The sequence below is a fragment of the Sorangium sp. So ce726 genome (assembly GCF_051521405.1).
In the GTDB taxonomy this organism is placed as follows: domain Bacteria; phylum Myxococcota_A; class Polyangia; order Polyangiales; family Polyangiaceae; genus Sorangium.
The window spans coordinates 10,534,014-10,547,157 of sequence record NZ_CP150349.1 but is presented as its reverse complement, the minus strand read 5'-3'; the positions used below and the strand labels follow the sequence as shown (position 1 = coordinate 10,547,157).

Sequence of the window (13,144 nt, the reverse complement as noted above, 5' to 3'; positions counted from 1 at the left end):
CGGCCGACCGCCGCTCCCCCTTCGTTTACCCGAACCGCACCTCGAGCCCCGCGCCCCCGCCCTCGACCACGATCTCCCTGTCCCGGCACCCCGGATCCTCCGCCATGCGCGCGGCAATTGGCGTGATCACCCGCTCCTCGATCACCCGCTTCAGCGGCCGCGCCCCGCGCCTCGGATCGAACCCCGCCTCGGCCAGAAAGGATCGCGCCTCGGGCAGCACACGGAGCCTCAGGTTGCGCCGCACGAGCCCGGTGCGCGCCTCGGCCTTGGCGAGCTCGAGATCGACGATCTTGAGCACGCTGTCCCGCCCGAGGCCCCGGAACTGCACAACGTGGTCGATGCGGTTCACGAACTCCGGCCGGAAGTGCTCGCGCACGCCCGCCGGCGCCGCGCGCCGCGCGCCCGGGAGCAGGGCGCGCTCGTCGTCGCCGCCGAAGCCGACCGGCGCCCGGTCGGCGACGCCGAGGTTCGAGGTCATCACGATGAGCACCATCCGGAAATCCACGTGGCGCCCGTCCTCGTCCGTCAGCCGCCCCTCGCCGAGGATCGCGAGCAAGAGGTCGAACACCTCGCGGTGCGCCTTCTCGATCTCGTCGAGGAGCACGAGCGACAGCGGCTCCTGCCGCACGCGCTGCGCCAGCGTCGTCGCGTCCGGCCCCGCCGCGAGCAGGCGCGCCGACGAGCCAGGGAGCCTGTATTCGCTCATGTCGAGCCGGATCATCCGCCCCTCGTCGCCGAACATGGACCGCGTGAGCTCCTTCGCGAGCTCCGTCTTGCCCACGCCGGTCGGGCCGACGAACAGCAGCGTGCCGCACGGGCGCTCGGGATCGTTCATCCCGGCCTTGAAGCGCGCCAGCACCCGCGCCGCCGTGTCGCACGCCTCGTCCTGCCCGATCACGCGCCGCTTCAGCCCGCGCGCGATCGTCTCGGCGCTCGCGGGGATCTCGTCCGCGATGAGCTCGATCGGCAGCCCCGAGTGGCGCGCGTAGGCCTCGGACACGTCCCGCGGGTAGAGCACGCGCGCCGGCGCCGCCCCGGCCGCCTCGGCCTCCGCGCCGGCCCGGGCGCCGGCCTCCTGCGCGAGCCAGTCGAAGAAGCGGAACGCCTTGCCGGGGAAGAGCACGTCGCGCCGGAACATCGCGAGGTGCTGCACCAGCCGCTTCTTGCCCGCCGGGTGCAGCCGGACGCGCGTGTCCTTCCGCGCCTCGTACTCCGCGAGCAGCGCCGGCACCGCGGCCGCATCCGGCTCGCGCAGCCGGACGATCTGGAAGCACGCCACGAGCGAGGCCGCGCGGCGCTGGCACGCCTCGAGCTCCGGCTCGGTGCACTCCGCGATGAGGCTCACCTCGCCCGTCCGGAGCGCGGGCAGGAACACGTCGCCGATCGACGCGCCGTCCGGCTGCGGCCGGAGCAGCGGCAAGAGCGCGCCGACGTGGAGCAGATCCCCCTCGTGCGACAGCTCGCCCACGAGCTTCAGGCACCTCGCCTGCCACATGCCGAGGTACTTCATCCCGGCGAGCAGCCGATCGGCCGAGGTGCTGAACAGGCCCGGCGAGCTCGCGCGCGCCTTGTCCCTGCGCCACGCCGCGAACCGCCGCGCCAGCCGGTGGACCCAGGTCGTCTTGCCGACGCCCGGGCCGCCCACCAGCAGGATCGACGGCAGCGGCGCGCCGTGCGCGGCGCGCGCCACGTCGAACAGCGGCAGCGCCTGCTCCAGCTCCTCGGACTCGCCCACCGCGAGCGGCAGCCGCTGGCGCGCGGCCTTCTCGACGAGGTCCTCGGAGACGGCGTGCAGCGTGGGGCGCTCGTCCTCCGGGCGCCGAGCGCTCCGCCCGGCGCGCTCCATCCGGCGCGGCGACCACGGGCGCACGTACTCGTCTCCCTCCCGGCGAAAATCGAAGAGCGACCGCGGGGACTCGCCGAGCAGCGCGCTCGTGACGAGCTGGCGGAGCACGTCGGGCGCAATCGACAGATCCTCGAGGATCACGGACCAGCCGAAGCGCGGGAGCATCACGCGGACGCCGCCCTCGGCGAGCTTGCTCGCGAGGTACGTGAGCCGCAGCGGGATCTGGCGCCGGCCGACGACGGCGGTCCGCTTGACCGTGGTCTGCGGGTGGACGTCGACGTCCAGCGAGCGGACCTCGAACGACTCGTCCCACAGGTAGCGATCGAGATCGTCCTCGTCCGTGGCGAGCCTCGCGTGGAGCTCGACCTCGATCGCGCGCAGCACCTCGTCCTCGGAGGCGCCATAGGCGGACGGCGCCGGCCGATCGAAGAGGAATGCCCACGTGCGCAGGAGGATGCCGGTGAAGCGGCCGTCGTGGTGGGCGATGAAATAGACGCGGAGCGATTTCTTGGTCATACGGTGGCGGTGGAAACGCGCAGCCTGACCGCGCGAGCCTACCACACCCGGGCAACACCCCGGGCCGGGAGCGTCGCTGCGTTGCTCGGCCGCGTTGTTGGTTGTTTCGTTGCGCGCGCGCCGTCGTTTCATTGCTCCGCTATTTCATTGCGCCATTGCGACGATTCCGCCGCAGTCGTTCGTGCAGCGCCCTGAGGAGGCCTGTCCCGGCGCGAAGTGGAGCAGCGTCGGAATACGCTGACGGTCAACTCAACGTCAGATCAACTCCATGCGTCGTGGTGACGGCGTGCGTCAAAACGGCTGCGCGCTGCGACGCAGGAACAATCGTGCTGCATAATTCTGGCGGTGTGGAGATGTGTAATCTCATCCACCCTGGTCTCCTCGGGAGGTGTAGAGTGGTGTTCATGCCGCAAACGCCTTATTTCACGACGACTCGCCGCAGCGCGGCTCGAGCCGCGTTTTCCTTGTTCCTATCGCTTGCCCCGCTCGCGGGGGCCGTGCCCGCGAGCGCTGCGGTGACGCAGCTGGATGGCACGCGCCTGCCCACGGCGGTCGGCGCCAACGAGCTTAACCTCGTGACGGGCCGGGGTTTCCCCAGGGACGCCGTCACGCTCGATGGGCTCTTCGGGTACCGGGGGGAGGACATCGATCCCCTGGCCGACGCGAGCACGGAGCCAGGTGTCTTCTCGCCGCTCTGCGGGTTCTCGGGAGAGCTCGTGCTGCGCGGGGGCGGGTGCAAGGTCGCGTTCGGCTGGTACAACGCGAACGCGAGCGGCACGCGCCCGCCGGACAACCAGATCTACGAGCTGATCCCCGCGGACACCTCAACGGCGTTCAATTGCGAGGACAACGATTTCTGCCCGCTGGCCACGATGGAGACCACCCAGGCGGGGCAGCACGACTGGACGCCGAGGCAGTTCTCGGCGGCGGACATCCGGAACGATCGGCGGTACCAGGGCGGCCTGGTCGGCTTCGCGCTGATCGGCAAGGCGGGCACCTACTGCACCCAGACGAAGTTCTCGCAGCGCGAGCTGAACACCGTCTGCACGAGCTGCACGCCGAACGAGCCGTGGGTGACGACGCTGATCTACACGTCGACCGCCGAGCCCGACGCGTTCTATGTCGCCTTTGAGGACCTGCCCGTGACCGCGACGAGCTGGAAGGGGAGCCAGGGCGGGTACGAGAACGACGGCGATTTCAACGATTTCGTCTACTACATCACGGGCGTGACCTGCAAAGGCGGCGGCGAGGTCTGCGACACGGGCCTGCAGGGCGCGTGCGCCGTGGGCAGGACGGGCTGCGCGACCGAGGGCGATGTCGAGTGCCTGCCCGTGCTCGAGCCCGGCGAGCAGAAAGAGACCTGCGACAACATCGACAACGACTGCGACGGCGAGGTCGATAACGGCGAGGGGCTCTGCAACGAGGGCTTCGTGTGCAACCGCGGGTCGTGCGTGCCGTACTGTGGGCGCGGCGAGGTCGTCTGCGACGTCGGCCTCGTCTGCGACGACGGCTTCTGCGTGGAGCAGGCGTGCGTCGGCAAGGAGTGCACCGGCGGCCAGATCTGTGTCGGTGGCAACTGCGTGGGCGGGTGCGACGGCGTCGTCTGCCCCGCGAACCAGGAGTGCCAGCTCGGGCGGTGCGTGGATCTCTGCGCCCACATCGAGTGCGAGGACGGCGCGGTCTGCGAGCGCGGCATCTGCCAGTCCAACTGCGGCTGCCGCACCTGCCCCACCGGAAAGGAGTGCGGGGGGGACGGCCGTTGCGTCGACACCGGCTGCGACGGCAAGACGTGCGCTGACGGGCAGGTCTGCGTCGCCGGGAACTGCACCGACGCGTGCGCGGGCGCCGTCTGCCCCGGCAACGCGCCGTGCGTCAACGGGGTCTGCGGCGAGCCGGTGGTCCACGGCGGCGCCACCTCCGCCGCGAGCGGGTCGATCGGACCCGACGTGGGGCTCGACGATCCGGTGGATCTGACCACTGGCTCTGGCGCGGGCTCTGGCTCTGGCTCCGGTTCTGGCTCCGGCGGCGCGAGCGGCGGTGGCACGAGCGGCAACAAGCCCGACACGTCCTGCGCGTGCCGCGCGGGCGCGACCTCGGAGGCCTCGCCGGCCAGGGTCGGCCTGCTCGGGCTCGGTCTCCTGCTGCTCGCCGGCCGCAGGCGCCGCGCGCGCCGCGCCGCGAGCCGCCCGTAAGCCGCGCTCTGGCCCGCCGCGCGCCCGCGTCACCCCGCGGAGCGCGCGGCCATCGCCGCGACGAGGCCCCCCACGATCGCCGCCAGGACCCACGCGAGGCGCGCCCCGTACGGTGACGCGGCCGCGGCGCCGGCGGGCAGCGGGAACACCACCGACCGCACCCGCCGGGACTCCGCGTCGACCAGGAGCACGCCGTCGACGTCGAACGCGACGCGGTACTCGAGCAGCTGCCGCCGTGTCGCGGGCGTGTCGATGCGCGGCGCGAGCCGGCCCGTCTTCACCTCGGCGACATACCGCCTGGGACCGTGCGCCACGAGGTAGTCGGCGCGGAGCCCGACGCTGACCGGCTCGCCGTCGATCTGGACTCCGTACGAGACCGCGACCTGCCGGCCGACGATGGTGTAGCCGAGCTCGCGGAGGAGCGCCTCGGCGCGGACCTCTCCCGCGGCGCCCTGCTCCCGGCACTGCGAGAGCCGGCGCCGCTGCCATGCGCGCCTCCACGCGAGCCGGAGCGTCTGGACCAGCCCGAAGGCGAGCGCCGCGCCGGCCACGGCCAGGAGGAGCTCGGGCGGCATGTCGCGTAAATCCACGCTGCGCGGGTTTGCTCAGGAATCGGGATACCGGGCCAAGTTTTCTGCGCCGGGTCGCCTGCGGCTTGGCTGGCGCGCATGTCCGCGCGCTCCTATGACAGGGCCGCAAGAGGCATACCGCCTGCTCGTGCTCTGGAGTGGTGGCGCCGTGTTTCAAGAGCGTGCCCGGCTGATCGGCTCAGGGATGCACACCCATCGTCCGCGAGAGCACCCTCCTGCTGGATCCGAGGGGCGTCTGGCTGTGATCGAACACGAGGAGAGGCACCGTTCGCAGGTTCGCGCGCTGACCGAGGCCAGCCGCGCGCTCGCGTCGGCGTGCTCGGCGCGCGCGGTCCAAGAGATCGCCCTCTCGGCGGCGACGCGCCTGAGCGGCTCCGGCAGGGCCGTCCTGATCCTGAACGACGAGGACGAGCGCCCGGTCGTGCGAGCGGCGCTGGGGCTCGATCCGGCGCTGCTCGCCGAGCTCTGCGGCCGCCCGCTCCCGAGCGTCGACGACGGGATAGCGCGAGCGCTGGACGGGGCGGTCCACGTCGCCGCCGCGCCGCTGATCGCCGACGGCCGTGTCTCTGGCGTGCTCGCCGTCGAGCGGGACGCCCCGGCCTCCGGCGAGGATTCCTGGCTGATCGAGGCGCTCGCCGATCAGGCCGCGGTCGCGCTCGCAGGCGCCGCCGATGGCGCCGCGCAGGCAGGCGGCCTGGAGCAGCGCGGTCGCCTGGAGGCGGACGTACAGGACGAGCGCTATCGCCTCCTCGCTCGAGCGATCAAGGACCCGATCTGGGACTGGGATATCCAGACGGACCGGGTCGAGCACAACGAGACGTTTTACGAGGTCTTTCGCTATGCTCCCGAGCAGACGGCACCGACCGCCGCCTGGTGGATGAGCCGCTTGCTGCCCGAGGATCGCGACCGCGTGGTGCGCGGCTTCGAGGAGCTCTTCCGCGGCGACGCCGACAGCTGGTCGGCGCAGTACCGCGTGTACCGTGGCGATGGCTCCGTCGCCCGGGTGTTCGACCGCGGGGCGGTGCTCCGCGACGCGTGCGGCAAGGCGATCCGCATGATCGGATCGGCGGTCGACCTGACCGAGCGATTCCGGATCGAGAGCGCGCTCCAGGACCGGGAGGATCGGCTCCGGCTGGCCACGTGGGCGGCGGACGTGGGCACGTGGCGGGTCGACCTGGAGACGCAGTACGACACGAGGGACGCGAGCCTGAACCGCATCCTGGGCCTGGACGAGCGCGAGACGACGCAGCCCATCGACGACTGGTTGAGCCGCGTCCACCCGGAAGATCTCGACGCGGTGATCGCCATGCACGAGCGGAGCATCCGCGAGCGGTGCATCTACGACCTCATCCACCGCGTCGTCCGCGCCGACGGGTCGATCCGGTGGGTCCACGATCGCGGGCGAATCGTCGCCGATCGGGACGGCTCCCCGCTGTTCTTGACGGGCGCCGTCGTCGACATCACCGAGCTGAAGCAGCTCGAGCACGAGCGCACGGAGCTGCTCCGCCGCGAGCAGCAGGCGCTCGCCCAGTCGGAGAAGGACCGCATCCGGGCCGAGGACGCGAACCGCATGAAGGACGAGTTCCTCGCGACGGTCTCCCACGAGCTGCGGACGCCGCTCACCGCGATCCTGGGCTGGGCGCGGCTCATCAAGGACAAGGCCCTCGCCCCGGAGCGCGTCAAGCAGGGCATGGCGTCGATCGAGCGCAACGCCCACGCGCAGGCGCAGATCGTCGACGATATCCTGACGGTCTCCCGGATCATCACGGGCAAGCTGCGGCTCCGCACGATCGCCGTGGATCTCACCGCGGTCATCGAGGCCGCCGTGGACACCATCACGCCGACGGCGAAGGCGAAGGAGATCGAGATCCGCGTCGAGCCAGGCGAGGGGCTCAGCCACGTGTGCGGCGACCCGGATCGCCTCCAGCAGGTCATGTGGAATCTGCTCTCCAACGCGGTGAAATTCACCCCGAAGCGAGGGCTGGTCACCATCCGGGTGGGGCGAAGCGACTCCCAGGTCGCGATCTCGGTCACGGACAACGGCAAGGGCATCGCCACGTCGTTCCTGCCGTATGTGTTCGACCGCTTCCGCCAGGGCGACTCGTCGCCGACGAGGGCCCACGGCGGGCTCGGCCTGGGGCTCGCGATCGTCCGCCACCTCGTCGAGCTGCACGGCGGCACGGTGGAGGCGGAGAGCCCGGGCGAGGGGGGAGGAGCGACGTTCACGGTGACGCTCCCCTTGCCCGCGGCGCCCTCCGCTGCGCACGAGGGGCCGCCGTCTGCGCAGGGCCGCTCCCCGCTGCGGAGCGGGGAGCCGTCGCCGCTCTTCGGCGTTCACGTCCTCGTCGTCGAGGATGAGCCGGACGCCCGGGAGATGCTCGCGTTCTTGCTGGAGGGAGCGGGCGCGCGGGTCACCACGGCCGGCTCGGCGAGCGAGGCCATGAGCGTCCTGGAGCGGCTGAGGCCCGATGTCCTGCTCAGCGACATCGGTATGCCGGGGGAGAGCGGCTATGCGCTGATCCACCAGCTGCGTGCGGCGGGGCGGGACGAGATCCGGCGTATCCCCGCCGTGGCCCTGACCGCCTATGCCCGGATCGAGGACCGGAGGAGGGCGCTGGCGGCCGGCTTCCAGAAGCACGTCGCCAAGCCGATCGACCCTGCCAACCTGGTGCAGGTCGTCGCGGACCTCACGGGCTGCTCGGGCGGCGACGGGGCCCCCGCCCGCTCCCGGCGTGGCGCGCTCCTCGGTTGACCCCGCGCGGCGCGCGCCCGCTCTAGGCCAGCTCGACGCCGAGCAGCCACAGCATGAGGGCCTTCTGGACGTGCAGCCGGTTCTCGGCCTGATCCCACACGCGCGAGCGCGGCCCTTCCAGCGTCTCGTCGTCGATCTCCTCGCCGCGGTGCGCCGGCAGGCAGTGCAGCACGATGGAGTGCTGCGCGGCCTTCGCCATCACCTTGGCGTCCACGGTCCAGCCGGTGAACGCGGCGCGGCGCTTCTCCGCCTCGGCCTCGTGTCCCATGCTCGCCCACACGTCCGTGTTCACCACGTCCGCGCCCGCCGCGCCCTCGCGCGGGTCGTGCACGATCGTGACGTGGCCCGTCTTCCGCGCGCGCTCGACCTCGTCCGCGGGCGGCATGTACCCCTCGGGCCCCGCGAGCACGAGGTGGAAATCGAAGAGCGGCGCCGCCTCGAGCCACGAGCGCGCCATGTTGCTCGCGCAGTCGCCGAGGAAGGCGATGCGGCGGCCGGCGATGCCGGTCCTGTCCCCGCTCGCCGCGAGCGCCTCCTGGATCGTGAAGATGTCGCTGAGCACCTGCACCGGGTGGCCGTCGTCCGAGAGCGCGTTGATCACCGGCACGCTCGCCTCCGCCATCTCGAGCAGGCGCGCGGTCGACGAGGTGCGGAACGCGATCAAGTCGCAATACCGGGCGAGCACGCGCGCCGTGTCGCGGATCGGCTCGCCGCGGGCGAGCTGGCTGCCCTGGGTGCTCAGCACGACCGGCTGGGCGCCGAGCTGCGCGATGCCGACCTCGAACGACACGCGCGTGCGCGTGCTCGCCTTCTCCAGGACGACCGCGATGGCTCGGCCGGCGAGGATCGTCGTGCGCCGCCCTTTCGGCTCCTCCTTCAGGCGAGCGGCGAGCCTGAGCACCCGGTGCGCTTCGGCCAGGGTCGTGTCCGTGATCTTGAGGTAATCGCGCTTCGCCATTGTCCCGCCTTCCGCGTCGCCGCCGTCGTGCCGCGGGGCAGCCCGCGACGCAAGGGGCGCGCCGTACGCCCGTCGTGATGTGGCACAACCGGGACGCCGCCGTCAATCGGCCGTGGATCTGCCGTGGACCGCGCTCAGCGCCAGATCTCGATCTGCCACGCGGCGTCCGAGATCTGCTCGACCGACGCGCGGATCCCAAGGAGATCTCGGAGCAGCCCGAGGTGGGTTGTCGTGTGGGATGACGGGCGCACGGTCCGGAAGGCGCCGCGGCCCGCGAGGGCGATCGGCAAGAGCAGCTGATCGGCCAGGTGCTCGCCTACCGGCACGCCCGCCGCGAGGTAGTCGCGCGCCTCCTCGGCCGCCTTCGTGGCGACGGACTCCGCGCGCACGCCCTTCGCGCCGAACCCGGTGAAGACCTCGGTCACGTGCTCGCTCTCGACGGCGATGGTGAGCACGTTGCCCGGGCCGTTCCCGCCCCTCAGCACGCTGGGCTTGAAGCAGTCCGGCTCCCAGCCGAGCACCGCCGCCGCCGCGTCGAGCTCGCGCACCGCGATGGCGCCCGGGAGGTTCGACACCGTCGCGACCGCCCGCCGGCCGCGGATCTCCCCGCGCTCGAGGAGCTCGAGCGGCGCGAGCGCCGGCGCCGGCGCGATCGCGACGCGGGCCAGCCCGCCGCCGGCCGGGTAGAAGCCGGGCGTCACGAGCGTCGCGGTGACGTCCGGCCCCATCCTCCGCACGAGCGGCAGGTAGGCGAGGTCCAGGAAGTCGAACGGCGGCGCCAGGGGGTTGTGCGTGCCGCCCTCGAGCGTGAGCGCCGACGGCCCGGGCGCGCGGAGCAGCGCGGGCAGGACGGTCTGCAGCACGAGCGTCGTGCTCCCCGCGCTCCCGACCTGGAACGTGTGCTCGCCGGGGACGATCGCTGTCGGTCGAAACACGATCTCCTGCGAGCCGAGCGACGCGCCCGACACCTCGGCGCGGCCGATCTGGGCCGCGGCCCGGACCGAGGTCAGGTGTTGCCGCATCAGGCCCGGGCGCGAGCGGCCCTTGCGGATCGAGGTGATACGGACGGGCGTCTGCGTGATCAGCGAGAGGCCGAGCGTCGTGCGGAGGATCTGGCCCCCTCCCTCTCCGATGGATCCATCGATGGTCAGCATGGCGGTCGGCTCTCCCCTGGATCAGCGATATCACGGCGCCGGGGCGCGCGGCTCACCCCTTCACGCAGACGACCTGCCGCAGGGTGTGGACGATCTCGACGAGATCCTTCTGCGCCCGCATCACGTCGTCGATCGGCTTGTAGGCCGCCGGCGTCTCGTCGATCACGTCCTCGTCCTTGCGGCACTCGACGCCCGCGGTCGCGGCCTCGTGGTCCGCGACGGAGAAGCGGCGGCGCGCCTCGCCCCGCGACATGACGCGGCCCGCGCCGTGGCTCGAGCTGCAGAAGCTCTCCGGGTTGCCGAGCCCGCGGACGATGAACGACCGCGCGCCCATGCTGCCCGGGATGATCCCGAGATCACCCGCCTGCGCGCGGACAGCGCCCTTGCGGGTCACGAGGACGTCCTTCCCGTAGTGGTGCTCGCGCGCCACGTAGTTGTGGTGGCAGTTCACCGCCTCCACGGTCGCGTCGAAGGGCGGCAGCTCGCCCGAGCCACGGAGCGCCTCGATCACCTGCGCCATCATCAGCTCGCGGTTCACCGCCGCGAAGTCCTGCGCCCACGACACCGCCTGCATGTAGTCGTGGAAGTGCCTCGTCCCGTCCGGCAGGTACGCGAGGTCGTCGTCGGGCAGGTTGATGAAGAAGCGCCTCATCTCCTGCCTGGCGAGCTCGATGAAGTAGCTCCCGACCCGGTTGCCGACGCCGCGCGACCCGCTGTGCAGCATGACCCAGACGCGGTCCTCCTCGTCGAGGCAGAGCTCGATGAAGTGGTTGCCGGTCCCGAGCGTGCCGAGGTGCTCGATGGCGTAGCCGCGCCCGATGCGCGGGTGCTTCTCGACGATCTGCCGGTACCGCGGCTCGAGCTCGGCCCACGCCGCGACCTGGGCGGGGGGCGGCGAGCGCCACGCGCCGCGGTCGTTCTTCCCGCCGTTGTCGGTGCGGCCGTGCGGCACGGCGCCCTCGATGGCCGTCCGGAGCCCGCGCAGCGCGTCCGGCAGCTGCGACGCGGAGAGGCTCGTGCGCGCCGCCATCATCCCGCAGCCGATGTCGACGCCCACTGCCGCCGGGATGACCGCGCCGCTCGTCGCGACCACGCTCCCCACGGTCGCGCCGATGCCCTGGTGCGCGTCGGGCATCACGGCGATCCACTTGTGGATGAACGGCAGCGCGGCGAGGTTCTTGAGCTGCGCCTCCGCGGCGGTCTCGAACGGCACGCCGACCGTCCACGCCTTGATGGGCACGCCCGAGTCCGTGGGGATGACGTTGTAGCTTCGCTCCATGGCAAGATCTCCGGTGAGGGGTCGAGCCGTCCGGCCCGCGCCGCGACGCTCGTTCGCGCTGTGCTCCGTCGTTCCGTCGTTCCGTCGTTCCTGCGTATCGCACGGCGCGTGCCACTCGAAATCCAGGCGATCGCGGGCCGCTGGTCCTGCGGATTAGACTTGTGTATAGATCGATTAGATAAAATTCTATGACACGCAAAACCACCGTGGTCCTCGGCATGCTCGGCCCGACGCTGGACACCGGGAAGACGCCGGAGCGCTGGTCGCGCTGGCGCCCGAGCGTGGCGCTCTGCCAGCATGAGGACCTGATCGTCGACCGGTTCGAGCTGCTCTACCAGCGCCGCTTCGAGGGCCTGGCCGAGACGGTGATGGGCGACGTGCGGCACGCCTCGCCGGAGACGGACACCCGCGGTCACGTGGTCGAGGTGGACGATCCGTGGGACTTCGAGGCGGTGTACGGCGCGCTCCACGACTTCGCGAGGGCGTACCCGTTCGCGCCGGACCGGGAGGACTACCTCGTCCACATCACGACGGGCACGCACGTCGCGCAGATCTGCCTGTTCTTGCTCACGGAGTCGCGGTACTTCCCGGGTCGGCTCATCCAGACGTCGCCGCCGAAGCGCGATCGTGAGGAGCTCGCGGCCGGGTCGTTCACGATCATCGATCTCGACCTCTCGAAGTACGACCGCATCGCGTCGCGCTTCCAGAAGGAGCAGCGCGAGGCGGTGTCGTTCTTGAAGAGCGGCATCGACACGCGCAACGCGGCGTACAACCGGCTGATCGAGCGGATCGAGCACGTGGCGATCGCGTCGCGGGCGCCCATCCTGTTGATGGGCCCGACGGGGGCGGGGAAATCGCAGCTCGCGCGGAAGATCTACGACCTCAAGAAGGGGCGCCGGCAGGTGGGCGGCGATTTCGTGGATCTGAACTGCGCGACGATCCGCGGCGACGGGGCGATGTCGGCGCTGTTCGGGCACACGAAGGGGTCGTTCACGGGAGCGCTCCAGGACCGCCCGGGGCTCTTGCGCAAGGCGCACGAGGGCGTGCTGTTCCTCGACGAGATCGGCGAGCTCGGCGCGGACGAGCAGGCGATGCTGCTGCGGGCGATCGAGGAGAAGGCGTTCTTGCCGGTCGGCTCGGACAGGGAGGTGAGGAGCGAGTTCCAGCTGCTCGCCGGCACCAACCGGGATCTCGCGCTGGAGGTGGCGGCGGGGCGCTTCCGCGAGGACCTCCTGGCGAGGATCAACCTGTGGACCTTCCGGCTCCCGGGCCTCAGGGAGCGGGTCGAGGACATCGAGCCGAACCTCGATTACGAGCTCGACGCCACGGGGCGGCTGCTCGGCGTGCGGCTCACGATGAGCCGCGACGCGCGCGCGCGGTTCCTCGAGTTCGCGACGTCACGAGAGGCGGTGTGGCCGGGCAACTTCCGGGACTTCAACGCGGCGGTGACGCGGATGGCGACGCTCGCGCCCGGGGGGAGGATCGGGGTGCCGATCGTGGAGGAGGAGATCGGGCGGTTGATGGAGGCCTGGCGGCGAGCGCCGGCGGCGGGCGGTGTGAGGGGCGGCGCGGCGGGGGAGGGGAGCGACGGGGACGATCTCGTTGTCGCGGCGCTTGGCGCGCGCCGGGCGGCGGCGCTCGACCCGTTCGACCGGGTGCAGCTCGCCGAGGTGCTTCGGGTGCTGAAGAGCGCGCGGTCGCTGTCGGAGGCGGGGCGGGTGCTGTTCGCGGCGTCGCGGGCGAAGAAGAAGAGCGTCAACGACGCGGACCGGCTGCGGAAGTACCTGGCGCGGTTCGACATCGACTGGAGCGAGGTGGCGGGGGGCGGGTAGATCCCTGATGTACAGGAGGTGGTGG

The 13,144-nt window shown here is 71.7% G+C and carries 8 protein-coding genes; 3 read left to right on the top strand and 5 right to left on the bottom strand.

Annotation, left to right across the window (positions count from 1 at the left end; genetic code table 11):
* Window positions 1-25: 25 nt before the first annotated feature.
* Entirely contained in the window at window positions 26-2,362 is a 2,337-nt protein-coding gene (locus tag WME79_RS39240) for an AAA family ATPase (RefSeq protein WP_437525596.1), read from the bottom strand.
* Between the two features lie 464 nt (window positions 2,363-2,826).
* Here WME79_RS39240 and WME79_RS39235 point away from each other — a divergent pair, with 464 nt between their 5' ends.
* A complete protein-coding gene (locus WME79_RS39235) occupies window positions 2,827-4,554 on the top strand; it encodes a hypothetical protein (protein ID WP_437525594.1) in 1,728 nt (575 codons plus the stop codon).
* A 29-nt stretch (window positions 4,555-4,583) separates the two neighbouring features.
* On the opposite strand, the gene WME79_RS39230 is transcribed toward WME79_RS39235, so the two are convergent.
* Window positions 4,584-5,129, bottom strand: coding sequence for a hypothetical protein (locus tag WME79_RS39230; RefSeq protein WP_437525593.1), 546 nt, complete (start codon window positions 5,127-5,129; stop codon window positions 4,584-4,586).
* A gap of 256 nt (window positions 5,130-5,385) precedes the next feature.
* On the opposite strand from WME79_RS39230, the gene WME79_RS39225 reads away from it, so the two are divergent.
* Entirely contained in the window at window positions 5,386-7,896 is a 2,511-nt protein-coding gene (locus tag WME79_RS39225) for a PAS domain-containing protein (RefSeq protein WP_437525591.1), read from the top strand.
* Between the two features lie 22 nt (window positions 7,897-7,918).
* Here the strand turns inward: WME79_RS39225 and argF are convergent, their stop codons facing one another.
* The 3 genes from argF to WME79_RS39210 form a co-directional block, all read right to left on the bottom strand.
* On the bottom strand, window positions 7,919-8,854 hold the full coding sequence (gene argF / locus WME79_RS39220; RefSeq protein WP_437525589.1) for an ornithine carbamoyltransferase: 936 nt from the start codon (window positions 8,852-8,854) through the stop codon (window positions 7,919-7,921).
* 134 nt (window positions 8,855-8,988) lie between these two features.
* Window positions 8,989-10,008 carry an RNA 3'-terminal phosphate cyclase gene (gene rtcA / locus WME79_RS39215; RefSeq protein ID WP_437525587.1) on the bottom strand — a complete coding sequence of 340 codons (1,020 nt, stop codon included), beginning with the start codon at window positions 10,006-10,008 and terminating at the stop codon, window positions 8,989-8,991.
* A gap of 52 nt (window positions 10,009-10,060) precedes the next feature.
* A complete protein-coding gene (locus WME79_RS39210; protein ID WP_437525585.1) occupies window positions 10,061-11,287 on the bottom strand; it encodes an RtcB family protein in 1,227 nt (408 codons plus the stop codon).
* A 188-nt stretch (window positions 11,288-11,475) separates the two neighbouring features.
* Here WME79_RS39210 and rtcR point away from each other — a divergent pair, with 188 nt between their 5' ends.
* Complete coding sequence (gene rtcR / locus WME79_RS39205) at window positions 11,476-13,119, top strand: RNA repair transcriptional activator RtcR (protein WP_437525583.1); 1,644 nt, start codon at window positions 11,476-11,478, stop codon at window positions 13,117-13,119.
* The last annotated feature ends 25 nt before the right edge of the window (window positions 13,120-13,144 follow it).

What these genes read in the sequence shown, in the direction of transcription:
- argF (WP_437525589.1), bottom strand. Translation starts at nt 8,854, where the DNA reads ATGGCGAAGCGCGATTACCTCAAGATCACGGACACGACCCTGGCCGAA.
- rtcR (WP_437525583.1), top strand. Translation starts at nt 11,476, where the DNA reads ATGACACGCAAAACCACCGTGGTCCTCGGCATGCTCGGCCCGACGCTG.
- rtcA (WP_437525587.1), bottom strand. Translation starts at nt 10,008, where the DNA reads ATGCTGACCATCGATGGATCCATCGGAGAGGGAGGGGGCCAGATCCTC.
- WME79_RS39210 (WP_437525585.1), bottom strand. Translation starts at nt 11,287, where the DNA reads ATGGAGCGAAGCTACAACGTCATCCCCACGGACTCGGGCGTGCCCATC.
- WME79_RS39230 (WP_437525593.1), bottom strand. Translation starts at nt 5,129, where the DNA reads ATGCCGCCCGAGCTCCTCCTGGCCGTGGCCGGCGCGGCGCTCGCCTTC.
- WME79_RS39240 (WP_437525596.1), bottom strand. Translation starts at nt 2,362, where the DNA reads ATGACCAAGAAATCGCTCCGCGTCTATTTCATCGCCCACCACGACGGC.